This window comes from Sphingobacterium hungaricum, assembly GCF_015210005.1.
Classification (GTDB): Bacteria; Bacteroidota; Bacteroidia; order Sphingobacteriales; family Sphingobacteriaceae; genus Sphingobacterium; species Sphingobacterium hungaricum.
The window spans coordinates 254,564-280,654 of sequence record NZ_MU158697.1; the positions used below are offsets into that span (position 1 = coordinate 254,564).

A 26,091-nucleotide genomic window follows, 5' to 3' on the forward strand; every position below is an offset into this window, starting at 1 on the left:
CTTAAAATTCTCCTAAAAGTAAGATTAAAGCATCAAAATAGCAATTTTTGCAAAAATATTTTGTTTACTTAGAAGATAATTCTATATTTGCACACCGAAACAAATACGGCCCGTTCGTCTAGGGGTTAGGACGTTAGATTTTCATTCTAGAAACAGGGGTTCGATTCCCCTACGGGCTACTAAAAACCCTGCAAACAGTCAAGTTTGCAGGGTTTTTTCTTTTACCTTCCTTTTATTTAAAAAACACAATTAAAATCAAAAATCTTACCGCAGCAGATATTCGCTTAGCAGTATAACATGTACAGATAAGTTAAATAGTTCACAATTTATTCACAGAGAAGATATATGCAAATTATGTTATAATGATATTTTTAGCGAAAAATCGAACCATGAAAAAAATTACTATTCTATTAGCCACAATGCATTTATTAGGCCATGCCAGCTTTGCTCAGACTGCAAGCAATGAGGTCGTGCGATTTGATGAATTTCGTTATGCTAAAAAAAGAGAGATCATCAACATCCCAAAAGTAAGTGGATTGACAGTATTAAAATGTGATTTCCATATGCATACCGTGTTTACCGATGGACATGTATGGCCAAATGTTCGCGTGCAAGAAGCATGGAAGGAAGGTTTGGATGCCTTTTCATTTACTGAGCACGTGGAATATACTCCACATTCGGAAGATGTAAAACCAGGAAATCTTAGACCGCATGAGTTGGCTAAAAACCTAGCAGCAGAAAACAACCTGATACTTATTAAAGGTACTGAGATAACTCGCAACACCCCTCCGGGACACTTCAATGCACTTTTTATTCAAGATGACAAGAACTTGGTTGTGGATCGCTCAAGTGAATTGGATGAAAGCGCTATTCAAGCCGCAGTAGACCAGAATGCATTTATCTTCTGGAATCATCCGGGCTGGAAAGCAACTCAAATTGAAGGATCATATGAATGGATTCCTTTTGTGGAAAAAATGTATGCAGAAAAGAAATTGCATGGTATTGAGGTCGTGAATGGATTTGGTTTTCACAAGAAAGCTTTGGACTGGGCTTTGGATCGTAATTTAACCATTATTGGAAATACAGATATTCACAATCTGATAGCGCACGAATATGATATCGAACGCGAGGGAATACATCGTACAATGACCTTAGTGATGGCTAAGGACCGCACAGCCGCATCGATAAGAGAAGCTTTAGAAAAAGGAAATACAGTTGCTTGGTCAAGCAAATATCTTTTCGGTAAAGAAGAACATGTGCGAAGCCTCTTTAATGCTTGTGTGTCATTAAGCAAACCGTATCATGAAAAAACTGATGCCAAAGGCAATAGCACAAACTATTACGAACTCTCGAACAATAGCGATCTATATTTTGAATTGGAATTGAAATCTGGAAAAGGCACAAAGAAAATTACTTTACATCCTCAATCCTCACAAATCCTGACCGCTCCAACAAATCAAAAAAGCTTAAGCTATGAGGTTGTATCCACATTTATAAGAAGTGACAAACACTTAGCTGTTGAATTTTCCTTGTAAACTAAACAAGCAATCATTCATTCTAAAACCCTTTAATCTACATTAGAGGGTTTCCTTTTTTCTACAACTCAATCATATTAGGAATTAGTTCTCAATCCCGATTCCTATTTCCTATATACAAATAAAGGCTGCTCTAATATCTTAAAGCAGCCTTTGAAAAAATTGTAATCGACTAGTTGTTATCTCACTTCCATTCGCAATTCTTCTTGCATTTCTACAGTTCTATTCCCGATCGTGTAGGTATAGGAGAGTAAAAATACATTGAACTTCCTTCCAAAAAATTCCTCAACTTGAAACGTATTGGGGTAGCGTTCATTGCCATCAACCTGTGTTATTTGCAAATTTTTATACGGCCTGATGGTTACTTTATTATCGGCAGCAATATCCAATATCATCGACGTATTCGCAATGCTTGTTTCATTGCTAGCATAAGATTCCGTCCCAGCAATTACGCGAACGCTATGTTGCGTTAAAGGAAACAACTGCTTGCTTGCGGCCGTAACCGCTCCATTTTGTAAACCTGTCATCGAATAGAATGAATTCACGGCTTGAGAAGCATATTGGTTATAAATCATAACCTTATACAACACATTGTTCTTTTTAGTGTTGATTTCAAGACCCTCATTATCTACCGCTTTCAGACTGATAAAATAAGTAGAATCCGGGGATAATCCATCTGGACGAATCTTGATTAAAGCACGACCTGTACGCTCACCAGCTTTAATGACGATCTTATAATCTGGAATTTCATATTTACTTTTTGGCAATAATTTAGCATACAACCGAGTGTCCGCATCATACAAAGACCAATTGTATCTATCAAAAGGAGTATTCTCTTCTATTAAACTTATTGTCAAGTCTTTATCGGGCGGGTATGAGCCTCCAACGGAAGCTGAAATATAGCCGGTCACTTCTTCGCCAGTAAGCGGTAAGACTTCTTCGAAATTATTATGATATGAACTACTGATCAATGCCACCATATTCATATACATTTCTTGCTCGAATACTTTTTCATCGTTACATCCGACCAAGCAAAATGGAAGGATAAGTAGCGCTGATAAACTGCGTTTCATGATATTCATTTACTTTTATATTAACGATTAATAACCTGGATTTTGTGATACAGAAGGCAACCTCCTAAGTTCTGCGCGAGGGATAGGAATCCACACTAATTTTTTGTTTACTTCTCTTTTCAAGAACGATGATGATCCTGGGATCACGCGACGGTAATACGTGTCAGCCGTAGCACCATCTGGATTCATGCCGCTCATTGGTTCACGCTCAGTGTCTTCATAGATACCCCAACGACGTACATCGTAGTAACGTAAATTTTCCCACAAGAACTCAACCATGCGCTCGCGCTCGATAGCATCTTGCATTAATTCAGGATTATTTAATTCTGCATTCTTAAGACCAGGAAGGCCTGCACGGTAGCGAACTAAATTGAATGAACTTTTGATTTCTTCTACATTACGGTTTACGGTATAGCTTTGATCGCCTAATTGAACGGTATGGCTTCCAGTCAAATTGTTTAATGCTTCAGCATAAATCAATAGAATTTCTGCGTACCTGATAATCGAATAAGCTTTGTCAATTCTACGCGCACCAGTTCCAGTCAAAGCATCCATTGGATGATTGTATTTTTTGATGACATAGCCTGTGATTGGATAGTTGGGCGACGATGCAGTCACACCACCACGGCCATCAGCACCTTGATAAAAATAATCGGCTACGTGATTTGTCTTCGAAACAACGCTTAGGTTCTGCCAAACTGCTCCATTAAATCCTACAGAAGCATAAAACCGCATTTCACGATTTGCATACATATTGTATACACCTGCATTCAATGGATATCCAGCAAATCTTCTTGTTTGTGTAGTAAATCCGGTTTCAGAATAATAGCCATCTGAAGAAGCTTCTTCTTTGGTACGGCCATCATCCATCAAATAAGCATCAACTACTTTTTGAGTCACACAAAAACGTCCCCATCCACCCAAAGATGGAGGAAATGAACCTTGATTGATCGTTGTATTTAGGTAAACTGTATTTCTAGCCCAAATAAATTCAGGATTTACCGCAGCGTATTCTTCACCTGTAAAGATATCTGAATAAGATCTGAACGCATCGATTCCTCCTGCTCCATTCGGATAAGTATTATAGAAGTTTGGATCGGAAGTCACGCCTTTAGGCAATGGCGCTGTTAGCTCATCTGCTTCTGCCGTATGCAATTTGTATTTACCCAAATCGATCACGCGTTTTGCTGCTGCCGCAGCAACAGCCCATCTCTTTTCATCATAAACTTGGGATACATAGTGAGCTCCATCGGATTGACGTGTCCAAGATCCGAAGTATGAATTTGCCACTGGTCCTCCGTTGAATAAAGGACTTGCGTGGATTAATCGCAAGCGAGCTACTAGCGCTAAGGCTGCGCCTTTTGTGGGTTTACCAAAATCCAAGATCCCTACTTCTGTTGGCATTAATACAGCTGCTTTTTCAAACTCTCCACAAATGTATTCCATGGCTTCATCATAGGTCGGGCGCTCCCGGTCGTAGTAAGCTATTTCTTCATTTGTATTGACTAACTCATCGCCTACCAAAATCGGAGGCCCATAATCTAATATTAGGTAATAATAGGCATAGGCTCTGATAAATCTTGTATATCCTTCGATCCTAGCACGGCTAGCATTCGTCAGGTCTTTAGGTTTATCTATGTTTTGAAGGATGGTATTGGCTTTGCGAATAATTTTGTAATATCTTCCCCATTGGTTTAGATTGGTAGCACCTTCGCCATAAAAATCAGGTGTAATGCGTCCTGTTGCAAAATCCATTCCATGGTAGATATTTCCAGAACCATTAGCATTGGTAAGGCCATTGAATCCTTCGTCGGTCGCCATAGGTCCAGGTGTATGTGCAAAACGGATCGTACTTGATTCATCTAGAAACATAGCTGCTGCGCCCCACATGTAGGCTTCCATATTCCGTGTGCTGCTAAAAGCAGAATCGATCTGGAACTCGTCGTCAAAATATTCATCGATGTTTAGATAATCGTTGCATGACGTAACTGCTAATGACATAATTAGCACGGATACTCCAAAAAACTGTCTTAGAATTGACTTTTTCATTTGTTTGAATTCTATCTTTCTCTCTTAAAAATTAACATATACTTGTACCGAAAACGTAGAAGGTATAGGGTATTGACGACCATTATAACGTGCTTGCTCAGGGTCAAATATTTTCACGGTATCCCATGCATGCAGATTGCTTCCTATAAACTGCAAATCCAACGATTTTATCCCTGCTCTTTTTAGGAAATCCGGATTTACGCTATAACTTACGGTTACTTCTTGCAAACGCAAGTATTTAGCATTTCCTTGCCAGAATGTGGATGTTTGGTTGTTATTGGTACTTCCTCCATAAGACAAGCGAGGAAATTTCGCATTTGGATTTTCGGCTAAGGAAGGGTCAATGCCATTCGCTACAGCGTAGTCCATAGGAATCCAGCGATTCGAAGGATCAGCAACAATATCTAGCACATTACCCAAAGAACCCTCATTGAATGGACGGTAACCTGTTCCTCCATAGAAAAATGGACTGTTTCCTGTTCCTTTGAATAACACGCCGACTGAAAGTTTCTTGTAGCGAACCTCACCACCAAAACCATACATTAAAAGTGGAATCTGATCACTATGTGTTAATGGCACTTTATCCAAATTGTCGATTATACCATCTCCGTTTACATCTTTATACTTGATGTCACCTGGCATAACAGCTCCGTACGTTTGCTGAGGACTATATTTGATATCATCTTCATCTTTAAATAAACCAATCGCCTCCAGACCACGAATAGAGTTATAAGGGAAATTGTTGAATTCTAAATAAGGATGCTCTAAATAAGCCTGCTCCCAATTTTTTACCATCGTTTTGGCATACGTGAAATTTCCGCGAACCGTAAAATCTAAGTCAGGAGAGATTGTACCTCTGTATGAAACATTTCCATCAGCTCCAGAACTCTGCATACGGCCTACGTTGGCAAAAGGATTAGAAATTACCCCGACATAATCTGGCACTTGTACGCGTTGTTGGAAAATTCCATTACGCATGTCTCTGAAAATATCGATTACGAAATCTATTTTGTTATTGAACAATTTACCTTCAAAACCAATGTTTGATTTAATGGCGCGTTCCCAAGCAAGGTTGTCGGCTCCGATCCTTGTTTCGTTTATTGTTTCAATTCTATCAATGCCCCAAACCATAGTCGAGCTATTTTGATTCACTTTTGTGAGGTAAGGGAATCGAATATCCGATATCCGGTCATTACCAACAGATCCATAAGAAGCTCTAATTTTGAAATAATTCAACCATGGCGCAGATTCTTTGACAAACTCATAGCTCGAAGGTACCCAACCTAAAGCGATAGAAGGAAAAAAGCCATATTGTCTACCTGGCTGGAAGTTTTCCGAACCTGTATAACCAAAGTTAGCATCTAACAAGTAGGTGTCTTTATAGCCATAAGTAAATCGACTGGATACACCTTGATAGCGCAATGGAATAGCTTCCAAGTTACTTATTGCATCCTTCGTGTCCTTTGCATCACTCATGTAGTAATAGATCAAGGCTGAGGTGCGATGGTCTTCATTAAATACTTTATCATAGTTGATAGCAGACTCCAAAAAGTATTTTCTGTATTGTCTTGTTGATTCATTATAGCTTGCCCTTTGCTCAGGAACCGTTTCTATCGTAATCAATGATCCATCTGCAGCTCTTCCTAAAGCGTTATATAAAGCTGGCTGAATCCGACGGCGCTCACTGAAATAACTATAGATATCATAAGCTCCTTGAACCCTGAATCTCAAACCATCTAGAATGGGTGATAAATCTTGGTTTAAAGCCAATGTGGTTTTTCCTCGGTACTCTTCGTCTAAAGCTTTACCTGTTCTATTGATCATGACATAAGGAGACGATTGATCTCCAGTACCGAGACCAGGTAATAATCCGTTAGAGTATTGTGTCGGAATACTCAATGGAGTCAGACGTGATTGCGTTCCCCAGATATAGTCCGTATTCGCTAATCCTGGCTGTGAAAGCGCAGAAAGGAAACCATCTGATCCCAAAAACACCCTAGTCGTTTTTGATAAATTCACATCTAAATTGATGCGGTAATTGTAGGTATTAAAACCTACGTTAGAGCTGTAGACAGAATTCTTGTCTACTTTATAGGCTGCCGTTTGTGATTTACCACCTAAACTTAAGAAGTAACGAGCGACTTCACTACCGCCTCTACCGCTTAAATAGTAGCTCTGCGTATAAAAATTCTTATTTAATATTTCATCTTGCCAGTTTACATTTGGATACAAATCTGGATCTAAGCCATCTCTTATAATCCCCATTTCCACTTCACTATATAATGGAGTATTGCCTCTAATGACATTTGCTTCATTCGCTAATAATGCATAACCATATGCATCTACATAGTTTGGCAATCGGTTTAAAGCGGATAGGGTCCCATTCGCTCTAGCAGTTAGCTGTATGCGATCGACAAGACCTCTTTTGGTCGTTACCAAAACCACTCCATTCGCTCCGCGCACACCGTAAACCGCTGTAGCAGAAGCATCTTTTAGAATAGAGAAACTTTCGATATCGGCAGGATCTAGTGTATTTAAATTACCTTCCAATCCATCGATCAAAACCAACGCACTGTTGTTAGCGCCAAATGTACCGATACCCCTAACCCAAAAGTCAGCGTTATTTTTACCCGGCTCACCACTCGTTTGCATCGTGATCACACCCGCAGCTCTTCCTCCAAGCAAATTGGTAATCGAAGCGGCTGGGCTTTGCAAATCTTTTACATTGACTGTAGTGATTGCGCCAACATTGCTTATTTTACGTTCAACACTACCAAGACCTACGACAACGACCTCATCGATCTCTGCGTCATCTTCATATAATGTGATGACTAAATTCGCGGTATCGGCAACAGCTACAAACTCTTGAGTTTCATAACCCACAAACCTAAATACCACTTTATCTCCATAAACAGCTTTTAGTTTAAATTCTCCTGAATTATTTGTAGAAAGGCCAGTTGATGGCTTATCTTTTACATAAATTGATACGTTTGGTATCGGTTTATTATTTACATCTACTACATTTCCCGCAATAGAAACTTCACGATCTTGCTGTGCTGATGCTGGCATACTAAATAAGCAGATCAACAGCAAGCATACACTATGTATTACTTTCATTTTTAAAGGTTAATTTATTCGATCACTAATTTTCGGATTCTTGCATTGTTCCAATCTGCGATGTAGATATGGCCTAACTCGTTGACAGCAACTCCCCAAGGTTGGTTAAACAGGGATTCAGCTGGACCGCCATCTTTAAAACCGGCTGTCCCAGGTTGGCCAGCGACAGTCGTCACTACACCATCAGGAGAAACCATACGCACACAGTGATTTCCATAATCAGCCACGAACATATTTCCATCATTATCAAATTTGATATCTTTTGGCAAGTTGAATAAGGCATCTTGTATCGGGCCATCTTTGAACGACGATCCGCCCGGAGCATTTAAGCGCCTGAAACCACCTGTTCCATCAGGATCCCGTAAGTCAAGAACCATAATCCCTTGTCTAAATTCGATAGGACTCGCATTCGAGTGCAAGGTGATATACAATTCCCAAGGTTTTGCTGGATTGATCGCTTGACCATATTGTGAACCATAAGGTCCTTGATGAACGATCTTTGATTCTAAAGTCTGTGGGTTAATGCGAGCCACTTTACCATCGCGAAAACGCGTGTATAAATGGCCGTCCCAAGGCGAAAACGTGATAAAGTTTTTGTAGCGATCCGCTACCACAATGGAAGCGTAGTCACTGGTAGAATACCGTGCATTTCGCTGGCGTGGATACCATGCTTCTTTTGGATCAAACGTGAACATTACTTCTTGCACCGACTCATGCGCAGCAGTCAGAACGCCTGTCGCACGATCAACAGTAAGTCCATTTGCATATAGCACACGGCCTGCCGCTTCCGCTTGTATCAATGGCGTAACAATATTCTCTGCCTCATTAATACGCGCTACACCAAAAGTAGCCGCTGTACTTCCCGTTGTATTTCCGTCGCGCCATGACATAAAAATATTGCCTTCACGGTCAAGCTCCAGGTATTTCCCATATACCGTAGCGTCAGATAATGATCCCGCGGTAAAAGACTTTACACCATTTCCGGTGACCGTACTTACCAACGCTTGTGTATGATACACATAGTTCCCCTCATAGACTGTAGAATCAGAACCGATAACTACCGATATTTTAGGATTTGCTCCCGGCAATCGAGGCACAATGGCATAAATGCGCTCGCCACTTGAAGACACTACGGTAGCTCTTGCATTGTTAAAATAGACTTTGATTTTTGATGGGTCTTTGCCAAAATTTTCCCCATCTAATAAGATTTTATCGCGAGCTCCCCCCTCTACCGGAAAGAATGTTTTTAACACGATCTCCTTGCTCGGATCATACTCTACGCCTGTGGATTTGCTTTCATCTTTACAGCTTAGACAACAAATTAAGGTACTGATAATGCAGGCCTTTAATAGGTAGCGATTCATTGAATAACGGTTTAAGTTAATATGTTTATTTTTCGATGCAATGATAGAGAAGTAATGTTTAGCGAATATTAACAGGCCATTATCAAAACATTTAATATCAGAAGAGCTCGGTAAAATGAGTTTCGCTCCCGATGCTCTTTAATAAACTACATACCAAAACGTTAGGAACTAAATTTAGCATACGGCCAATGTAAACTTTAATGACACTAGCCTCGATTATTGATTTCCATAGATCAAAAACAGCCTGATCGCTTGTTGAAAATGATTTTTACAGCGACAGGTTTTGGCCAAGGAGTCGGGTGTATAAATGGCTTGTAGAGGAATCAATAGCAGACTTCAAAACTATCATTCTATGTCTAAATGCTCCCCTAGCAAATAGCTAACAAAAGATTTGCTTACTGATTTTTTATACGGCTGCGCAATGCATGTGAAGAAACCCAGCTCTTAGAAAAAAAGAAGGATGTTACACGCTATTTTTTAATCTGGAATTTTGAATAGCTTAATGAGCGTATACCAATAAGACACATAAGTATTTGACAAAATGTTAATAGACAAAGCTGGGCCTGATAATTCAATCAATAAGCTTATAAATTATTCTAAAAAAATAGAGCAAAATATCGAATAGCACGACATCCTTTTTTTAATTAACTTTGTGATAGCATCATTAACTACTGTCGATATGGAAATCAAGATAAAAATTGATAAGAGAAACAAACAGGCAAAAGGTTTTTATGAATACCTTAAGACTCTTCCTTTTATCGAGCTCGAAGAAACCCGCTACAATAAAAAAACTGAAAAGGCGATCAAAGAAGCAAAGTCTGGCAAAGCTAGCAAAATCTCTCTAGCCGATTTTAGGAAGCAAATTCTGTAAGCATATACCAGCTTGAACAGACCGGACAGTTCAAAAGAGATATCAAGCTCGCTAAAAAACGTGGTTTTGATACTCGCTTATTGGATGAGGTCGTTAATAATTTAGTTGAAAATGGTATTCTTCCTGTAAAATTCAAACCCCATAAGTTGTTAGGGAAATACAAAGGCTTTTGGGAATGCCATATCAATCCCGATTGGCTTTTAATTTGGGAGCAAAATGAAACCATTAGGCTGATTACCTTAATACGAACAGGTACACATAGTGATTTATTCTAAATTGATACTTTAATACCTATATCATATTTACAAAAGAAGCTTCAAAAGTGAATAATGATTAATCCCCAAATTTTATCGAGAGATTTTTTCTTAGGGACTAATTAGGACAACACAAACAATAACCCTCTCAATCCCCCCTTCTCCTCCCTACCCCTCATCCACAAGAATATAGCCTGCGCCATAGACCGTATCGATTCGGATATGAGGTTCTGTAAGCAGGAGCTTGCGGATACGCGAGATAAAAACCTCTAGGCTTTTGCCATTGAAATAATCCGTATCGCCCCAGAAGCGCTGCAGCATATCCTTCTTTAAGACCAGCTGGTTTTTATGCAAGATCAGGTAGTCCAGGATATCCGTTTCGCGGACTGTTAGTTTAGTCTGTTTGCCATTTTCCGTCAACAGGAGCATGCGGTTTTTCACAAAGGTGCTATTGCCCAATTTAATAGGTTCGGCAACAAGCTCCGGCTCTATCGTTTCAGTTTGGATGCTGAGGAAATTTTTGATCTTGAGCATCAGTTCCTCCATTTCAAAAGGCTTTCCAATATAATCGATGGCGCCCAGCTCCAAACCCTGCATGCGGCTTTCCTTTTGCTGATGCGCGGTGAGGAAGAAAAAGGCCTGCTGCTTATTAAGCTGTTGGATTTCCTTCGCCAGCTCAAAACCATTCTTGTCCGGCAGCTGCACATCAATAATGACCAGCCGAAAAGAACCTGCGGCATAGGCTTCCAAAGCCATTTCTGCAGATGGGCTCCAGTGCACACGGATGCCCTTTAAACGCAGGTATTGCGCCAGCACCAACCCCAGATCGGGCTCATCTTCCACCAGCAAAATATCCTCAAATTTATCCCTGTCCATAGCCTATGAGCTCCTTTCTTCCAAATTAATTGTTATTGTAAAAATAGTACCGCCCGATTTCGAAGATCCTACCGCAATGTCCCAGTCCATTCGGGACACACAGGTTTTGACATAATACAAGCCTAGTCCTAAACCCGAAGTCTTCCCCGCTTGATTCGAACGGTAAAACTGATCGAATACAAGCTTCTGATCCTTTTCCTCGATGCCGATTCCATTGTCTTCCACCAAAAGCTGCAAACGGTTACCCTCCTGATTCCATTGGAAATCAACCGCAGGCAAATGCCTATGATTGAATTTCAGCGCATTCGACACCAAATTATCTAGGATCGAAAAATACAGCGACGGATCCACCCATACATGCCGCTCCGCGGACAAAGGATCAATCCGAATCGCAATCTGATCCGCATAGCGCAGAGAAATATCCTGCAACAATTCCTCCGTCAATCCCGAAATCCCGACAAGCTCCAGCTGAGCTTGCTGTTCTTGAATCGTGACCGAATCCAGGATCTGCTTGAAATATAGCTTCAGCCGCTCAGCCTGCCGCTCGACAATCTGCCCCATCGACGACACATCCGCCGCCTGCAACTGGCTGTGCTGTTCCTTCAGGCTATTCGCACAGATCAAGATCGTGGTTATCGGCGTATTGAATTCATGCCGGATATGGTTCAGAAATTCCGTTTTCAGCTGGGCTTCCTTGCGCTGATCCACCCAATTTCTGTACGTCAGGTAATTGATAAAAACCAGCAACAGGATGCAGGCAATCGAGAAACTGAAGACAGGAAGCATGTCCTGCAAAACCCTAGCAAAGCGGTTCGGATAATCCACATACAAGCTGTAAGAAAAGCGATAGACTGCCTCATGCCCTGCATTGACCGACAATTTCAGCACTCGGTTATTCTCCGTTGGCGCAGCAAGGTTTCCGGCAATTGGCACAGGCCATTCGGCTTCGCCGCTAGGATATAAAACAAACCACTGCCCATCGGCAGGCAGCAGCAATTCCAGACGGTCAAACTGAAGGCTATATTGCAGGCTGCTATCCAGCCCTTCCTGAGCTACAATCTGCGAAAAAACCGTGTCCATGCTATTCCCATTTCGTAATTCTTGCCAGAATGAAGACAGCACCGTATCTCTTTTCGCTCCAAAAGCCACCTTATCCTGTTCATGCAAACGGACCAATTCGGGCAGGTAAGGTTCAAGCTGCGTCCCAAAGATGCCATTCCCTCCCGGGAATAGCTTATCATTCATAATGTAGTGGCCATAAGCCTTTTCGATTGCCTGTTTCTGATAATTCTGAAAATTTTTATCCTTATAGCGATAGGTATTAAAGACCAGCACCCCGATCAGCACCGACAGCATCAGAAAACTGCATACCAGCACCCACTTATACAGCAAAGGACTATTTCGTACTACCATCGCATAAAACTAGCTTATTTTAGCGAAATCTCCGTGGCTATTAAGCTTTTATTAGGCTTTCGTTATGCTTTCATTAATGCCTTTCGCCCGCGCTATGCCTTACCTTTGAGCATGCACAAATTAGTCGCTACGAAATTATGAAAACAAACTTTTTACTTACGTTCCTGCTAGTCCTTGCGGGCTCGCTTCCGTTCCAGACCGCTACAGCACAAGTCGCGCCCGATGCGCTGCGCAAGCAACAGCTGGATTTTGTCAACCTTGGTTTCGGCATGTTTATCCATTATGGAATGCCTACTTTTATGGACCAGGATTGGTCGGATCCCAACGCGGCGCTTGAATTATTCGATTCGCCAAATTTGGATGCTGCGCAATGGGCGAAGGCGGCGAAATCGGCAAACATGACCTATGGATGCTTGACAACGAAACACCATAGCGGATTCCCGATCTGGGATACCAAAACGACCGACTACAATGTGATGAATACGCCATTGGGACGCGATGTAGTCAAAGAATTTGCGGATGCGTTCCGCAAGAATGATTTAGAGGTCATGCTCTATTATTCGATCCTCGACACGCATCAAGAAATCCGCCCGAATAGCATTACTAAAGCACATATCCAGATGATCAAAGACCAGCTGACTGAATTGCTGACGAACTATGGAGAAATCAATGCTTTGGTGATCGATGGATGGGACGCTCCTTGGTCGCGCATTTCCTATGATGAAATTCCATTTGACGACATCTATTACCACATCAAATCCCTGCAGCCAAATTGCTTGGTGATGGAGCTGAATTCGGCGAAATACCCTGGCGAAGCGCTGTTCTATTCGGATATTAAATCTTATGAGCAAGGTGCGGGGCAATTTATCAGCAAAGAACATAATCAGCTTCCAGCAATGGCTTGCCTGCCTTTGCAGCAGAATTGGTTCTGGAAAAAATCATTTCCAACAACTGCCGTGAAGGATGTCAAAAACTTGGTCAATGATTTTATTATCCCTTATAACGATGCCTACTGCAATTTTATGCTTAACGTAGCGCCTAATGCGGATGGCTTGATGGATGAAAATGCCTTAGCTGCGCTAAAAGAAATCGGACAGCTCTACAAAAAAACACCAGCTTATGCAGAGCTTCCGGCTTACGAATCGCCAGTGATCGCCAGCAACCTGGCGAAAGATGTGCGCAGCAATTCGAGCTGGAGCGACGACATGAATATTATGGACTTTGCGAATGATGATAATTTCGGCAGTTCTTGGGTCTCCAATGCCGCTGCATCGGAAAATCCTTGGTACGAACTAACGTTCGAACGCTCGATTGATTTTAATAGCATCGTCATTACCGAAGGAAGAAATAATCCTTCCGACTATCAGCTCGAATACTATAAAGATGGAAAATGGTTTCCAATCAATGCTAAAGCCAAAGAGCAAGGCCGCATCAAGATCCTGCGTTTTGATACGCTGACTGGGCAGAAAATCCGCCTGCATATCAAGCCCAAAAATGGCCGTGCGGTATTGTCCGAAGTCGCGGTTTATCATGAGCGCATTGCGCAAGCAAAAAAATAGTTAAATCTTTTAACCCTGATATGTATTGGAACACACGCAAATCGCGTGTGTTCTTTTTATGTTGCAGTCTTTTGTCTATTGCGCTCGAGCTACAAATGGGGAATCCCAATAAGATTTTCTTGGTTTCTAAAATTTATAACATCGTTTATAAAACCGCCTTTATTAGGGTCAAAATTTTGAAAAGATTCCCATCAGGACACACCTGTTCCTATAAATACAAGGCTAAAGTAGATCCATAATAGTGAAAAGAAAATATGCATTGCAGTTTCAAACGATTTCCCACGCCAAAGACGGCTCGAGTAACCAAAGAATTGAAATAGCAGACGAATAAACCAAAAGATTCCCAAACCTAATGCAATCCGTTTGCCTAGTGGGGTATTGATCAAATCGCTACTGGATGTCAGGCATAATATCCCCATCAGCAAGAGCAACAAAGCGATAAAAAAGGTATGGATGCGCATGATCTGCCGATTGATCAGGCTCAAGGATTTTAACTCCTGTTCCCAATTGAAAAACTTAGGGAATGTCAAGTGGATAAACGACAGCATGATCAGGAGTACGCCAATTATTTTATAATGCAATTCCATTTTTCTGAAGGATAAAAGTGGTGATAAACGGCGTTGTTTTGATTTCTCTAACTAGGATTAGATTTGCTCTTGAGAATGTCTCGAGCCAGGTTTTTCTAGAATGAAAATGAAAAAAACCGAGCGTGTAAGCCAGAAAGTTTGGAAGGTCACGCAGGTGTTCGGTAACATAGATTATTCCATCGTCTTTAGTTACGCGGCCCAGTTCCATGAAAAACTGAATGCGCTCTTGCATATTTCTGATTTCATGCGCTGCTAAGATATTCAAAGATTTATCAAACCGCCTATCGTCGAAGGGAAGCTTGCTGGTCGCTATGGGAATTGTTCCGGCAGCTACAGGATAAGCATTCCGAGCTCGTTTGATGGAGATCTCCGTATGTTTTTTAGGATCATAAAAGTCGCATACGTCGAGATGTGCTTGTGGGTATTGATGCCTAATGAGTTCACTTGTTTCGTCTAATCCAGCATGCACATTCAGAATAGTTTGCTGCCGGCAGTTTTCGAGAAATTCCAATTCGTATAAATCAGAATAATCATACACATAATAGGAAACCAATAAGGAAGAAATAATAGTAAGAATTCCGAAGAACAAAGCAACCACAACAGCCGTCTGCAAAACCGGAGGAAAATAAGTTGATGACATCCATAACAGAGCAATCGCAGCGATCGCAAAAACATAAAAATGCCAATTGAAACGAATAATGTTCCAAACACCCTGAAAATTTTTGCGTCTTACTTCCATAATTCTATTCTGCCCTTTTTCCAATGATAGGGAATTAGTCTGTTTATAAAAGTACAGTATACTATTTAATTAAAAAATAGATCGCAGCTGAAAGTAAAGGACGCAAATGTTACAAAGCAGTATTTAAACTTGGACGATTTTCTTAACTGAAAAAAGAAGATTTGGTCACGTTAGGCAATAAAATGTCGTTTATACGCTTATTTATTTTTCCTTCTGTTTTAATAGGTTAACTTAAATGAAATTTTTTTTGTATGTTCGATTGATAACTAATAAATCTAAGCATTTAAACCTAATCGTTTATGATTAAGAACCTATTTCTTTTCCTAGGAAAGAATGGTAGGAGCTTGTTTGGTATCAGCGGAGTTTTTTTACTTTCTTCGTTACCGACCTCAGGAGCGCACGCTCATTGGGCTACACATTCTTTTATCCACGCCTCATTTTTGCAAAATGAGATCACTGTACGCGGTACAGTAAAAAACAGTGCTACCGGCGAACCAATTAACGGCGCGACTGTTACGGTCAAAGGCGCAACACAAGCCACAACGACCGACAATTTTGGAGCCTTTGCGCTTGACAATGTATCTGCTACAGCCACCTTAGTTTTTACTTCCGTTGGCATGGAGACTGTAGAAATCCCGATTCAGGGCAGAACAACTGTGAACGTTGAGTTGACAGCGTCCGAAGATGACATCGAGGAAGTCGTTGTGGTGGGTTATGGTACTCAAAAGAGAGCCACTGTTACCGGAGCCGTAGCTACCGTCAAGGGAGACGAATTGCAGAAGTCTCCATCCCTAAACGTTTCAAATGCCATAGCAGGCCGAGTTCCTGGAGTCGTTGCCACAAACAGTGGCGGAGAACCGGGATATGATGGATCTGGATTACGGATTCGCGGAACGAACACGCTCGGTGACAGCGGGCCATTAATTGTTATCGATGGAATTCCGGCCAGAGTCGGCGGATTTGATCGGTTGAACCCAGCGGATATTGAAAACATTTCCGTGCTAAAAGATGCTTCCGCTGCGATTTATGGAGCGAGGGCTGCGAATGGCGTGGTACTTGTCACAACCAAACGGGGTAAAACGGGCAAGCCTAAACTATCGTATAATTTTAACCAGGGATTTGCGCAACCAACAGTTATTCCTCAGCTGGCAGATGCAATGCAATATGCTGAAATGAGAAATGAGCTGGAAATCTATAAGTTGCCGGTCAATGAGTGGTCTAATGCGTTAAATGGTTTTAATTCGACCGGAACCTATGTTCGACCAGATGGTTCCACGCTGAATGCACCCTTTGATCCGGAAGATCGAGAATTATTTGCAAATGGGCAAGATCCTTGGGGACATCCAAATACTGATTGGTATGAGGAAGGCTTGAAGAAATGGTCACCGCAGCAAAGGCATACGCTTCAGATCGACGGCGGTAATGAAGATTTTAGATACCTAACATCATTGGGCTACCAAGATCAAGATGGCTTTTATAAAAATTCTGCCACAGGATATAAACAATATGATATGAGGATCAATATGGATGCGAATATCAACAAATACATAAAAACGCAGATCGGGGTTTTGGGACGTCAAGAGAATCGGTTTTTCCCGACTAAAGGAGCCGGAACTATCTTTAGGATGTTGATGCGCGGAAACCCGACTATGCCAGCTTATTGGCCGAATGGATTACCGGGACCCGATATTGAAAATGGTGAAAATCCTGTTGTGATTGCAACAAATGAAACTGGATATAATCGGGATACACGTTATTATTTTCAAACAAACGGACAGATAGAAATACAGATTCCTGGAGTTGAAGGATTGAAGCTAACGGGTACGGCCTCAGTGGATAAATATCTTCGGAGGAATAAAAGATGGGAAATTCCATGGTATTTGTATACCTGGCAGGGAGAATATGAAGCTGATGGCGTAACGCCATTATTAGTTGGCGGACAAAGAGGGCCAGCAGATCCGAGTTTGAATGAGTCGATGGAAGATCAGCTTAATGTATTGCTTGGTTCGACTTTAAGCTATGATAAGAAATTTGGAGATCATACCATCAATTTATTGGCTGGGGTGAATCGAGAAACTATCAAGAATGAAAATTTCAGTGCGTTTAGAAGATTTTTCATTTCCAACAGCATTGATTACTTATTTGCTGGAGGCGATGCAGAAAAAGATAATAATGGCGGCGCTTGGGAACGGGCGCGCTTAAACTATTTTGGACGTGTCAACTACAATTACAAGAGCAAATACATTGCAGAGCTATTGTGGCGATATGACGGATCGTATATGTTTCCAGAAGATGGCCGTTACGGATTTTTCCCAGGCGCGATGTTAGGTTGGGTCGTATCCGAAGAGAATTTTTGGAAGGAGAGCGTACCTTTTGTAAATTATTTCAAGTTAAGAGCTTCTTATGGTCAAATGGGTAATGATAATATTTATTACGACGGCTTACTGCAAGAATACCAATACTTTTTAAGTTATGGGTTTGGAAGTTATGTGATTGGTGGCGAGGTCTTAAAGTCACTAGCAGAACAACGTGTTCCAAATATGTTTATCACTTGGGAAGTTGCTAATAATTATAATTTAGGTGTTGATCTGCAACTTATGGGAGGTAAATTCAATATTGAATTTGATGTCTTCAAGAATAGCCGAAATAGTATTTTATGGAGAAGAAATGCTTCGATCCCACAAAGTACAGGAATGACACTGCCAGCAGAAAATATTGGAAAGGTGAATAATTCTGGTTTTGATTTTAATGTTGGATACCGAGAACAATTTGGTGAATTTAATTTTAGCGCATCTGTTAATGGTGGCTATGCTAAAAACAAGATCATATTTTGGGACGAAGCGCCAGGAGCACCTGAATGGCAGCAAAGTACAGGGCGATCAATTAACGCCGGATTGTATTACCTGTATGATGGTGTTTTCAGAGACCAAGCCGAAATCGATAACAATACAATAGATTATAGCGGAATTACAGGAAATCTGCGTCCAGGTGATATGAAATATCAAGATTATAACGGAGACGGAAAAATCACTCCCGAAGATCAGGTTCGCCGCGATAAAAATACGGTGCCAACTTTTCAAGGTGGTGTCAATCTTGGTTTAAGCTATAAGAATTTCGATATCTCCATTTTATTGCAGGGAGCTACAGGCGGCGAGCTTCGAGTTGCTACAGATGAATCAGGCGCGATTGGAAACTATCTGTTAGACTTTTATGAAAATCGCTGGACAGTGGATAATCCGAGCAGCGAACATCCGCGCATTACAGATCGAAGCGATCAATATTATTCGAATGGAAATACCTATTGGTTGCGAAGCTCGAACTACCTGCGCTTGAAAAATGTGGAATTAGGCTACAATCTTCCCGCATCATGGCTGGAAAAGATTAAGCTAAGCAATGCGAGAGTGTATGTTAGTGGATTAAACTTGTTTACATGGAGTAATATGAAAGTTTTTGATCCAGAGAATACGAATCAATTGGGACATTATTACCCACAATCTAGATTGATTAATACGGGATTGATGGTTTCCTTTTAAAAATTATAGCTATGAAAATGAAATTCAAATTTATATATATATCTGCAGTCCTGATAGGATTGATGGCCTCTTGTAACGATGATTTTGTAAATAAAAGGCCATTGCAAGAAGTTCCCGAAGACCTTGTCTGGTCAGATGCAGGATTGGCTGAAGCATTTATTTATGAAATCTACAATGGGTTTGGCGTTGGAGGGTTTTATGAACAGCAAATGGCTTCGATGACTGACGAAGCATTGTTCACGCATCCTGGAAGAGGAATAAATACCGTCACCGAAAGCCGGTCGAATCCTGCCGACCAAGGTTTTATTATGGATACCTATAGCTATCAAAATATGTATCGGAGGATTCGTGCAACGAATATTGCCATACGTGAACTTAAGGCTCCAAGATTTAATGATGCGCAGAAAGCGAATGAACTTCTGGGCGAAGCTTACTTTCTTAGGGCATATTTTTATCAGCAGCTATTAAGATTCTATGGAGCCGTTCCTCTGGTTGATGTCGTCTATGAATTGAGCGATGCTGATTTAACCAAAGAACGCAGTACCTACGAATCTTGCGTTGATTTTATTGTCGATGATTGCGATTCGGCTGTTATTTTGATGGAAGGAACAGCCAAAATTGATGGACGAGCGAATACTGTTGCTGCCTTAGCCTTAAAAGCGAGAGTCTTGCTGTATGCCGCTAGCGATTTACACGATGCCGCGACAGCAAAGAGGAAATCATCTGTAATTAGTGGCTATTCAAATCCTGAATTTTTAGCGTATACAAGTGGCAATAGAGTCACAAGATGGCAAGCGGCTAAAGATGCGGCAAAAGCGGTGTTGGACAAAACAGAATATGCCTACAAACTCGACCTCGTAGCGCCAGTGACCGCTCAAGAAGGAACTGCAAATTATATGGATATAGCCATGGGTGGAGGTAGCAAAAACGCGAATGTTGATGGTAAGCGCGATCTAATTTTAGGTCGGTTCTTTAATGATATCAAAGATGAGCGAGGTGGATGGGTTGGTCGTGATAACGGCCCCAATGGCTATCATAATTGGGCGGGGAATTCCCCAACGCAATTATTAGTCGATGATTATGAACTTGCAACAGGAGAAAAATTTAGTTGGGCTAATGCTGCACATAAAGGTAGCCCCTATTCAAATCGCGACCCACGCTTTTATGCTACAATTTTATACGATGGAGCCAATTGGAAACCTAGAACAGATGACGTAAAGAACCGTGACCCAAATAATCAGATACAAACAGGTCGTTACGAAGTGGGAAGTGGTTCTGGAAATAAAACTGCTGTGTTTGGTTTGGATATGCGGAATAGCCCAATCGAAGATTGGAATGGTACGTATACAGGATACTATTATCGGAAATTCACAGATCCTAACCCGGCCATTGTTGATCAAAACACGCGTCAACAAATTCCTTGGCCTTTGCTTCGATACACAGAAGCAGTACTAAACTATGTAGAGGCTTGCATTGAGTTGGGGGAAGAAGGTGAAGCGAAAATTTGGTTAAACAAAATTCGGTTCCGCGCGGGCATGCCAGCGATTACGGCAACAGGCGATGCTCTAAAGACTCAGTATAGAAATGAAAGGAGAATAGAACTTGCTTATGAAGAACATCGATTCTTTGATGCTCGTCGCTGGATGATTGCAAATGAAACTTTAGGAAGAAAGGTAACGACCATTGCTGTCGTTGGTGCCTTAAAACCCGGAGCACAAGTGTCGGTCTATAAATATGATGTTAACAATTATAACTACAACTATACCGTTAATACGCTTAATCCGGGAATTGAAAATAGAGTCTGGAACGATAAAATGTATTTTACATCTTTTCATAGAGATGAGATCAATAGAAATACAAAACTATTACAGAATCCGGGCTACTAGTTTAGATTTTTGCGAAAAGCCTCCATTATTTGATGGGGGCTTTTTTGCGTCATGGATTTAATTTTTCCAATTTCCCCTTTTTCCAATAATAAGGAACATTTGTCACCTCGAAAGCGCTTGATAATAATGGCTCATTCAAATTTATTGACTTAAAGAACTCAAATTGATGTTTTAGAATGTGGATAGGTTTTGGTTCCCAATGTTGCCTCACTCCTTCGATGATCAAGATCGTTTTGTCAGTTGGATTGTACGTAAATGTAAAAGGCAAAGGGCCGGCAAATCTTCTGGCTTCTTTCCATTCCGAAAAGGGAGAGCCGTTTGGAAGAGAAACCTCATCCTGATTTTCCAAAATCTGTAGTTCGAATTGCGAATGGATAGAATGGATTGTCCGGTTGTTTTGTTCGGTATGCTGTTGGATATCTGTAGTCGTATAATTATAATGAGTAAATAGATTGCCAAGCAATTCCATTTTCTTTTTGTCGGTCTCCGATTTCAAAATATATAAACCTCGTAAACGTTTCCCCACTTTATTGCGGTAGCGAACAAAAACACGATAGCCAATCAGAAAGAAATCATTGCCCATAAATTTCGGAAAGCCTTTGGGCCTCAATCCCGAAGTCTGCACCATTGCGACAGCAACAAATGCCCATTTGTCATCAAACACATCCAATTCCAAACATTCCGGAATTAACGGTTCGAGTTCCTCTTTTGGAAATGCGTAGGTCAGCACCACGGAACTTTCAAAAAAAGCCTCTACAGCAAATGGGTGATTTTTCAGAGAATTCATTTGTTGGGCGTTTGATGATTTGAAGGATTTAAAATAAATTGGTTGTAATAAATAATCATGCAGAAAATTCCAGCGAAGACGATATTCCAATGCCCCCAAAGCAGAAGGTCGGGAGCCAAGACCGTTTCTAAAAGGTTCATGCTGGCAATAATTATAATCTGTACCCATGCATTTAATCTGGATTTATATCTGGACAAAATCCATATCATCATGATGACTTCCGAAAGACCGATTAGTACCGTAAGCATTCGGGCATGTTGCTCGCTTAAGATTCGAGCGACAATCTCTTGATGTCGCGGAACTAAATTCAGCACTTTACAGAAGAATCCATTCACAAACCACACAATGGCTATCAAATAAGTTAATGATTTATGTAAAGTTGAATTTTTCAATCTTCTGGCTTAAACTTCAATTTGATAAATCCTAGATTCTTCGCCCCAAGGATGATAACCTTGTCCAATGTAATTAAATCCAAATTTTTCATAATAACCCACGTGATCGGTACATAAATTTAAATGTCGGAAACCCCCAATCGCCGTGTCGATTTTTGCTTGCTCGATAAGCAAAGCAGCATAGCCTTTTCCACGAAAAGCTTCGCTGATAAACATCGCGCAAAGCCATGGATACAGATCCATCCTGCTGATAAAGTCATTTGTAATCAATCCAGCACAGCCAATTAGTTCATGGTCCTTTTCCAGTACATACCATTGCGGTAAGCTTTGTTGAGCGATGATGCTATGGGAGATGCAATCCCGATAAATCTGTGCGGAGATCTCGGGCCAGCTTTCCTGAATATATCGAATGGCTCTTTCCATGTATTCTGGATTTTTGCGAATTGAAATTAAGTTGACCACTAGCTCGTTTTTCCTTTAAAAGTGGCATAGATTGCCATGGCATGCCCATGCCCTAAGTCAAATTCCTCTTTAAGCCAGTTGGTAATCTCCGTAGCTTTGACCGATTTGACTAGTTGGCCATTATCTAGAAAACCTTTTTCTTCGGCTAAGGTTTTAAAATCTTCGGGACTTTTCCCTGTCTTTGTTTTGATATTATCAATGTATGCTTGAAAGGACATAATAAAATACGTTGATTGCGTTGAAGTGTAAATTTAATGAATTGTATAGTTTAATAAGTCAAGATAAGGGTCTTTCGTTAGATTTAAAAGTTTAGCGAAAGCGGGTTCGGTTTTGTAGCCTTGATGTTTAAGGTCAATGATCTGCTGACGAAATTCTTCCCCTTTGCTCATTAAAATTTCATGCTCAATGATCATGTGCTTGTACGCATGTTGCTCTTTTGTAGGAATGGGCTGTGAGAAAATTTCTATCGCAAATCCATCTAACAAGAAGCTCGCAACGATCGATTCGGTATCTCGAATGAGTTTTTCTATGATGTAAAAATTCTGCTCATTTTGAAACAAGGTGGTTATTGTATTTCGAAAAATAGCCTTATCATTATGAGAACAAATAATATCCAAATCACTATTTTCTATTGCAATATCGATCGGGATTGTCCCGCAAAGTATTGGATTGAAATCTTTTAATTTTTCTAATGTACAATGATTAGTCAATACTTCATAAGCACGCTTTTGAAGCTCATTGCCAGTTTTTAAATAATCGATGGTGTCAAATTTGGAATGCATTTAAGAACTAAGCTAATGATTTTAGCCATTATTTTCAATTAATGGTTAGCAACTTTTTCCATTTTTCGCTTTCAGCAATATCTTTCAATTCTTGATTTCTTATCACTAAGAATCTTTTCATGTACTTTGTCAGAAAAAGCCTTTCTGCTAGTTTGCCCAATGGACCTAAAGGAGCTGAGAATGTAAACTCATCAAACATTTTCGTTCCACCTGGAAATTCTTCAAAACGATGTACATGTTCCATAGATTTAAACGCGCCACTCAACATTTTATCTTCAAATAAAAATGGTCTTTGCATCCTCGTGATTCTTACAGAAAGTTTTTGATAGATCCCAAAATGTTTTGCTCGCCAAGTGACCGTTTCATTTAAATTGATCAGTCCAGAAGTTTTTCCTGCAATCTCTTTTTCGTTTGTCTCCTTTGTTGAAATCATGTGAAGATCAATACTTCTTGCTAAATCAAATACACGATCAACTGGTGCTTTAATAATTGTTTCTAGATAAATTGTGGGCATGAATTTCTATTTTATTTTCCTCTCAATGACTAGCCAATGATTTGCATGATTTTTTAATAGATCATTCTTAATGTTTTCATCTTTCGAACCTAAATAGCCATATACTTTTAGCGGTACTGCTTCAGGATAGCTCTGCAATCCGTACATCGCTATTTGGTTAGAAATTTCATATTGCTTGTCTGCATTGTAAGCTTCCATGCGATAGATGTAGATAATTGCCGGAGAATTTCCAAATAATTCTTTAAGTTCTTGATCAAGATAATCGATAAGGGCGACTTGATATTTTGTGTTAGCAGGTTTGCCAGCAAGCTGAACATCTGTAACGTATTGCTGATAAGTCATGAATAAGTCTAAAACAAAGCGATTCTTTGCTTCGGGGTCTGCATAGAATGTTTGAAGTCCTTTAATTGTTTCTTCTGAAAGCATTTGCTGTTTTTCTACCTGAAGAACGTCTTCGAAAAATCTATTTAACAGGTTGTAAACAGTCGTGTCGGTCTTATCGATCTTCGCCTTTTCTTTTATTTTATCAAACTGTTCATCGTAATTTATTGGATTCTGTGAAAAAGCTTCTAATCCACAAAACAGCAGGAAACTTATTAAAATTGATTTGACCATCGAAACAATATTATGTGCATTCAATTTACCCATTATTCTTTAATAATCGAACTCGCATTGCTTAAAACTTTATAAAATTTCTTGCGATTTCAACAGCAAGCCATCGATATACCCATCCTAATTTCCATTTGTAAGCAATGCGCTACAAAACAAAAAATTTATTGAATTGAGGAGCTCTTTATTGCTCAAAGCAGAACTTTTTTAACAGCTCTCCTACTCAAAAGGCAAAATACATCCAAGCGAAACGGAATTTTCTGATTATAAGAGCTAATCTATATGCACTTTATTTGAGATTAAATGTAGCTGAAACGCTACTAAGTAGTTTCGAGTATATGTGAGTAAATGCTTTATTATGCACTAATTCTTTCTTTGTATCTACTAATGTGACTCGAAAAGCCACATTGTAGCAAACCAAACCAAATTCTTTAAAAAATTCGAAAGTATGCTTTGTACTCATCACTTAAGCACAGAAAGAATCCGATTATTTTTAGGCATTCTCTTCTTAACGGCAATAACTAACTCTTCTTTCGGCCAACAATCAACATTGAACCTAAAGAAAGATACTGTTGTCGTTGAAAGTGATGATAGATACGCCGTTACTACCAATAAATTTTGGGATAATTGGTTTATAGGCGCGGGAGCTGGAGCTCAAATATACTTTAGCGACCATAACCGACAAATGAAATTTGGCGATCGCTTAAGTCCAGCATATCAATTCAACATAGGTAAATGGTTTACTCCAGGAATTGGCGTTCGAGCTGGTGTTAGCGGATTAACAGTCTATGGAGTAACACAAAATAAGAGCCATTCTACAGGTGAAATATACGATGCTTCGAAATCTCTTGAAAAACAAGAATTTGATTTTTATCACTTGCATGGAGATGTATTATTCAATTTAACAAATATTTTCGCAGGCTATAAAGAAAACAGGTTCTATTCAATAAGCCCTTATGCAGGTTTAGGATGGATGCAAGTTGTTGATGATCCAAAAGCAAAAGAAGTTAGTGCAAATGTAGGTCTGTATAATGCTTTTCGTTTAGGACGTGCTGTAGATCTTACATTGGATTTTCGCGGAAGTTTGGTCAATGATCGATTAGACGGAGAAGAAGGTGGCAGAATGCAGGAAGGATTGCTGTCAACTACTTTGGGCTTAGTATACAAATTCAATAAGCGCGAATGGCGGAGACCGTCTACTACCACAATCAGTTATGACGAAGCGGCATTAAATGCTATCCAAAATAGAATAAATACCCTTGAAACTGACAACGAGACATTAAGAAAACAGTTGGCTGATGCCAAAACTAAAACTGTAACAGATGTCAAAGTAGAAAATAGAATTTTGGCTGCGCCAATCTTAGTAACCTTTCCAATCAACAAAAGCACCGTTAGCAATGAAGCTCGGGTCAACTTAGGATTCTTCGCGAAAGTAATTAATGAGGGAAGTTCATCAGTAGTTTACAAAGTTACGGGATATGCCGACAAAGGTACAGGCACTCCTCGCATAAACGATCGATTGAGCAAAGCGAGAGCAGAAGCAATCTATAAAGTTTTAGTAAAAGAATTCGGAGTTTCTGAATCACAACTTGAAGTATCGCATGAAGGCGGGGTGGATAATATGTTCTACAACGATCCTCGATTAAGCAGAGCTGTAATTACTATAGCTAAATAAAATACCTAACCTTT

Annotated in this window: 22 protein-coding genes and 1 tRNA gene; 8 read left to right on the forward strand and 15 right to left on the reverse strand. The window is 40.2% G+C overall.

Features of this window, described 5'->3' with window-relative positions; all coding sequences use genetic code 11:
* Window positions 1-107: 107 nt before the first annotated feature.
* Window positions 108-179, forward strand: a tRNA-Glu gene (locus tag C4F49_RS01035).
* Window positions 180-389: 210 nt separating this feature from the next.
* The gene (locus C4F49_RS01040; protein ID WP_196933970.1) at window positions 390-1,535 is read left to right on the forward strand and encodes an Sb-PDE family phosphodiesterase; all 1,146 of its coding nucleotides are present in this window, start codon (window positions 390-392) and stop codon (window positions 1,533-1,535) included.
* 179 nt (window positions 1,536-1,714) lie between these two features.
* On the opposite strand, the gene C4F49_RS01045 is transcribed toward C4F49_RS01040, so the two are convergent.
* From C4F49_RS01045 to C4F49_RS01060, 4 genes are read right to left on the reverse strand one after another with little or no spacing between them, the layout of a single operon-like run.
* Complete coding sequence (locus C4F49_RS01045; protein WP_196933971.1) at window positions 1,715-2,608, reverse strand: BT_3044 domain-containing protein; 894 nt, start codon at window positions 2,606-2,608, stop codon at window positions 1,715-1,717.
* A gap of 27 nt (window positions 2,609-2,635) precedes the next feature.
* A complete protein-coding gene (locus C4F49_RS01050) occupies window positions 2,636-4,657 on the reverse strand; it encodes a RagB/SusD family nutrient uptake outer membrane protein (protein ID WP_196933972.1) in 2,022 nt (673 codons plus the stop codon).
* A 24-nt stretch (window positions 4,658-4,681) separates the two neighbouring features.
* Complete coding sequence (locus tag C4F49_RS01055) at window positions 4,682-7,774, reverse strand: SusC/RagA family TonB-linked outer membrane protein (RefSeq protein WP_196933973.1); 3,093 nt, start codon at window positions 7,772-7,774, stop codon at window positions 4,682-4,684.
* A gap of 14 nt (window positions 7,775-7,788) precedes the next feature.
* Entirely contained in the window at window positions 7,789-9,138 is a 1,350-nt protein-coding gene (locus C4F49_RS01060) for an IPT/TIG domain-containing protein (RefSeq protein ID WP_196933974.1), read from the reverse strand.
* 679 nt (window positions 9,139-9,817) lie between these two features.
* Between C4F49_RS01060 and C4F49_RS01065 the strand changes: the two genes are divergently transcribed.
* Together C4F49_RS01065 and C4F49_RS18135 are read left to right on the forward strand one after the other, a co-directional pair.
* Window positions 9,818-10,009 (forward strand): hypothetical protein, encoded by a 192-nt coding sequence (locus C4F49_RS01065; RefSeq protein WP_231388169.1) that lies wholly within the window; start codon window positions 9,818-9,820, stop codon window positions 10,007-10,009.
* A 2-nt stretch (window positions 10,010-10,011) separates the two neighbouring features.
* Window positions 10,012-10,284: a type II toxin-antitoxin system YafQ family toxin gene (locus C4F49_RS18135; protein WP_196934393.1), complete on the forward strand. Its 273-nt coding sequence runs from the start codon at window positions 10,012-10,014 to the stop codon at window positions 10,282-10,284.
* 147 nt (window positions 10,285-10,431) lie between these two features.
* Here the strand turns inward: C4F49_RS18135 and C4F49_RS01075 are convergent, their stop codons facing one another.
* Entirely contained in the window at window positions 10,432-11,139 is a 708-nt protein-coding gene (locus C4F49_RS01075) for a response regulator transcription factor (protein WP_196933976.1), read from the reverse strand.
* A 3-nt stretch (window positions 11,140-11,142) separates the two neighbouring features.
* Complete coding sequence (locus C4F49_RS01080; protein WP_196933977.1) at window positions 11,143-12,552, reverse strand: sensor histidine kinase; 1,410 nt, start codon at window positions 12,550-12,552, stop codon at window positions 11,143-11,145.
* Window positions 12,553-12,689: 137 nt separating this feature from the next.
* On the opposite strand from C4F49_RS01080, the gene C4F49_RS01085 reads away from it, so the two are divergent.
* Entirely contained in the window at window positions 12,690-14,111 is a 1,422-nt protein-coding gene (locus C4F49_RS01085; protein WP_196933978.1) for an alpha-L-fucosidase, read from the forward strand.
* A gap of 191 nt (window positions 14,112-14,302) precedes the next feature.
* Here C4F49_RS01085 and C4F49_RS01090 read toward each other — a convergent pair whose 3' ends face one another.
* Window positions 14,303-14,698: a hypothetical protein gene (locus tag C4F49_RS01090; RefSeq protein ID WP_196933979.1), complete on the reverse strand. Its 396-nt coding sequence runs from the start codon at window positions 14,696-14,698 to the stop codon at window positions 14,303-14,305.
* Window positions 14,682-15,437, reverse strand: coding sequence for a class I SAM-dependent methyltransferase (locus C4F49_RS01095; protein ID WP_196933980.1), 756 nt, complete (start codon window positions 15,435-15,437; stop codon window positions 14,682-14,684). The genes C4F49_RS01090 and C4F49_RS01095 overlap by 17 nt, the downstream gene beginning before the upstream one ends.
* 299 nt (window positions 15,438-15,736) lie before the next feature.
* Between C4F49_RS01095 and C4F49_RS01100 the strand changes: the two genes are divergently transcribed.
* Both C4F49_RS01100 and C4F49_RS01105 read left to right on the forward strand, forming a co-directional pair.
* Window positions 15,737-18,970 (forward strand): SusC/RagA family TonB-linked outer membrane protein, encoded by a 3,234-nt coding sequence (locus tag C4F49_RS01100; protein ID WP_196933981.1) that lies wholly within the window; start codon window positions 15,737-15,739, stop codon window positions 18,968-18,970.
* 11 nt (window positions 18,971-18,981) lie between these two features.
* Entirely contained in the window at window positions 18,982-20,856 is a 1,875-nt protein-coding gene (locus tag C4F49_RS01105; protein ID WP_196933982.1) for a RagB/SusD family nutrient uptake outer membrane protein, read from the forward strand.
* Window positions 20,857-20,905: 49 nt separating this feature from the next.
* On the opposite strand, the gene C4F49_RS01110 is transcribed toward C4F49_RS01105, so the two are convergent.
* Genes C4F49_RS01110 through C4F49_RS01140 form a run of 7 tightly spaced genes read right to left on the reverse strand, consistent with a single transcriptional unit; the run spans window position 20,906 to window position 24,441 of the window.
* On the reverse strand, window positions 20,906-21,643 hold the full coding sequence (locus tag C4F49_RS01110) for a DUF2071 domain-containing protein (protein WP_196933983.1): 738 nt from the start codon (window positions 21,641-21,643) through the stop codon (window positions 20,906-20,908).
* Entirely contained in the window at window positions 21,640-22,035 is a 396-nt protein-coding gene (locus C4F49_RS01115) for a DoxX-like family protein (protein WP_196933984.1), read from the reverse strand. The genes C4F49_RS01110 and C4F49_RS01115 overlap by 4 nt, the downstream gene beginning before the upstream one ends.
* 9 nt (window positions 22,036-22,044) lie before the next feature.
* Window positions 22,045-22,458 carry a GNAT family N-acetyltransferase gene (locus C4F49_RS01120; protein ID WP_196933985.1) on the reverse strand — a complete coding sequence of 138 codons (414 nt, stop codon included), beginning with the start codon at window positions 22,456-22,458 and terminating at the stop codon, window positions 22,045-22,047.
* A gap of 38 nt (window positions 22,459-22,496) precedes the next feature.
* Window positions 22,497-22,715, reverse strand: a complete 219-nt coding sequence (locus C4F49_RS01125) for a DUF4287 domain-containing protein (protein ID WP_196933986.1) — start codon at window positions 22,713-22,715, stop codon at window positions 22,497-22,499.
* A 33-nt stretch (window positions 22,716-22,748) separates the two neighbouring features.
* A complete protein-coding gene (locus tag C4F49_RS01130; protein WP_196933987.1) occupies window positions 22,749-23,279 on the reverse strand; it encodes a DUF4269 domain-containing protein in 531 nt (176 codons plus the stop codon).
* 34 nt (window positions 23,280-23,313) lie between these two features.
* Window positions 23,314-23,793, reverse strand: coding sequence for an SRPBCC family protein (locus C4F49_RS01135; RefSeq protein WP_196933988.1), 480 nt, complete (start codon window positions 23,791-23,793; stop codon window positions 23,314-23,316).
* Between the two features lie 6 nt (window positions 23,794-23,799).
* On the reverse strand, window positions 23,800-24,441 hold the full coding sequence (locus C4F49_RS01140; RefSeq protein ID WP_196933989.1) for a hypothetical protein: 642 nt from the start codon (window positions 24,439-24,441) through the stop codon (window positions 23,800-23,802).
* A 409-nt stretch (window positions 24,442-24,850) separates the two neighbouring features.
* Here C4F49_RS01140 and C4F49_RS01145 point away from each other — a divergent pair, with 409 nt between their 5' ends.
* Entirely contained in the window at window positions 24,851-26,077 is a 1,227-nt protein-coding gene (locus C4F49_RS01145) for an OmpA family protein (protein ID WP_196933990.1), read from the forward strand.
* Window positions 26,078-26,091: the final 14 nt, after the last annotated feature.

What these genes read in the sequence shown, in the direction of transcription:
- C4F49_RS01065 (WP_231388169.1), top strand. Translation starts at nt 9,818, where the DNA reads ATGGAAATCAAGATAAAAATTGATAAGAGAAACAAACAGGCAAAAGGT.
- C4F49_RS01100 (WP_196933981.1), top strand. Translation starts at nt 15,737, where the DNA reads ATGATTAAGAACCTATTTCTTTTCCTAGGAAAGAATGGTAGGAGCTTG.
- C4F49_RS01140 (WP_196933989.1), bottom strand. Translation starts at nt 24,441, where the DNA reads ATGGGTAAATTGAATGCACATAATATTGTTTCGATGGTCAAATCAATT.
- C4F49_RS01125 (WP_196933986.1), bottom strand. Translation starts at nt 22,715, where the DNA reads ATGTCCTTTCAAGCATACATTGATAATATCAAAACAAAGACAGGGAAA.
- C4F49_RS01050 (WP_196933972.1), bottom strand. Translation starts at nt 4,657, where the DNA reads ATGAAAAAGTCAATTCTAAGACAGTTTTTTGGAGTATCCGTGCTAATT.
- C4F49_RS01095 (WP_196933980.1), bottom strand. Translation starts at nt 15,437, where the DNA reads ATGGAAGTAAGACGCAAAAATTTTCAGGGTGTTTGGAACATTATTCGT.
- C4F49_RS01075 (WP_196933976.1), bottom strand. Translation starts at nt 11,139, where the DNA reads ATGGACAGGGATAAATTTGAGGATATTTTGCTGGTGGAAGATGAGCCC.
- C4F49_RS01060 (WP_196933974.1), bottom strand. Translation starts at nt 9,138, where the DNA reads ATGAATCGCTACCTATTAAAGGCCTGCATTATCAGTACCTTAATTTGT.
- C4F49_RS01055 (WP_196933973.1), bottom strand. Translation starts at nt 7,774, where the DNA reads ATGAAAGTAATACATAGTGTATGCTTGCTGTTGATCTGCTTATTTAGT.
- C4F49_RS01120 (WP_196933985.1), bottom strand. Translation starts at nt 22,458, where the DNA reads ATGGAAAGAGCCATTCGATATATTCAGGAAAGCTGGCCCGAGATCTCC.
- C4F49_RS01145 (WP_196933990.1), top strand. Translation starts at nt 24,851, where the DNA reads ATGCTTTGTACTCATCACTTAAGCACAGAAAGAATCCGATTATTTTTA.
- C4F49_RS01080 (WP_196933977.1), bottom strand. Translation starts at nt 12,552, where the DNA reads ATGGTAGTACGAAATAGTCCTTTGCTGTATAAGTGGGTGCTGGTATGC.
- C4F49_RS01085 (WP_196933978.1), top strand. Translation starts at nt 12,690, where the DNA reads ATGAAAACAAACTTTTTACTTACGTTCCTGCTAGTCCTTGCGGGCTCG.
- C4F49_RS01040 (WP_196933970.1), top strand. Translation starts at nt 390, where the DNA reads ATGAAAAAAATTACTATTCTATTAGCCACAATGCATTTATTAGGCCAT.
- C4F49_RS01090 (WP_196933979.1), bottom strand. Translation starts at nt 14,698, where the DNA reads ATGGAATTGCATTATAAAATAATTGGCGTACTCCTGATCATGCTGTCG.
- C4F49_RS01105 (WP_196933982.1), top strand. Translation starts at nt 18,982, where the DNA reads ATGAAAATGAAATTCAAATTTATATATATATCTGCAGTCCTGATAGGA.
- C4F49_RS01135 (WP_196933988.1), bottom strand. Translation starts at nt 23,793, where the DNA reads ATGCCCACAATTTATCTAGAAACAATTATTAAAGCACCAGTTGATCGT.
- C4F49_RS01045 (WP_196933971.1), bottom strand. Translation starts at nt 2,608, where the DNA reads ATGAAACGCAGTTTATCAGCGCTACTTATCCTTCCATTTTGCTTGGTC.
- C4F49_RS01110 (WP_196933983.1), bottom strand. Translation starts at nt 21,643, where the DNA reads ATGAATTCTCTGAAAAATCACCCATTTGCTGTAGAGGCTTTTTTTGAA.
- C4F49_RS01130 (WP_196933987.1), bottom strand. Translation starts at nt 23,279, where the DNA reads ATGCATTCCAAATTTGACACCATCGATTATTTAAAAACTGGCAATGAG.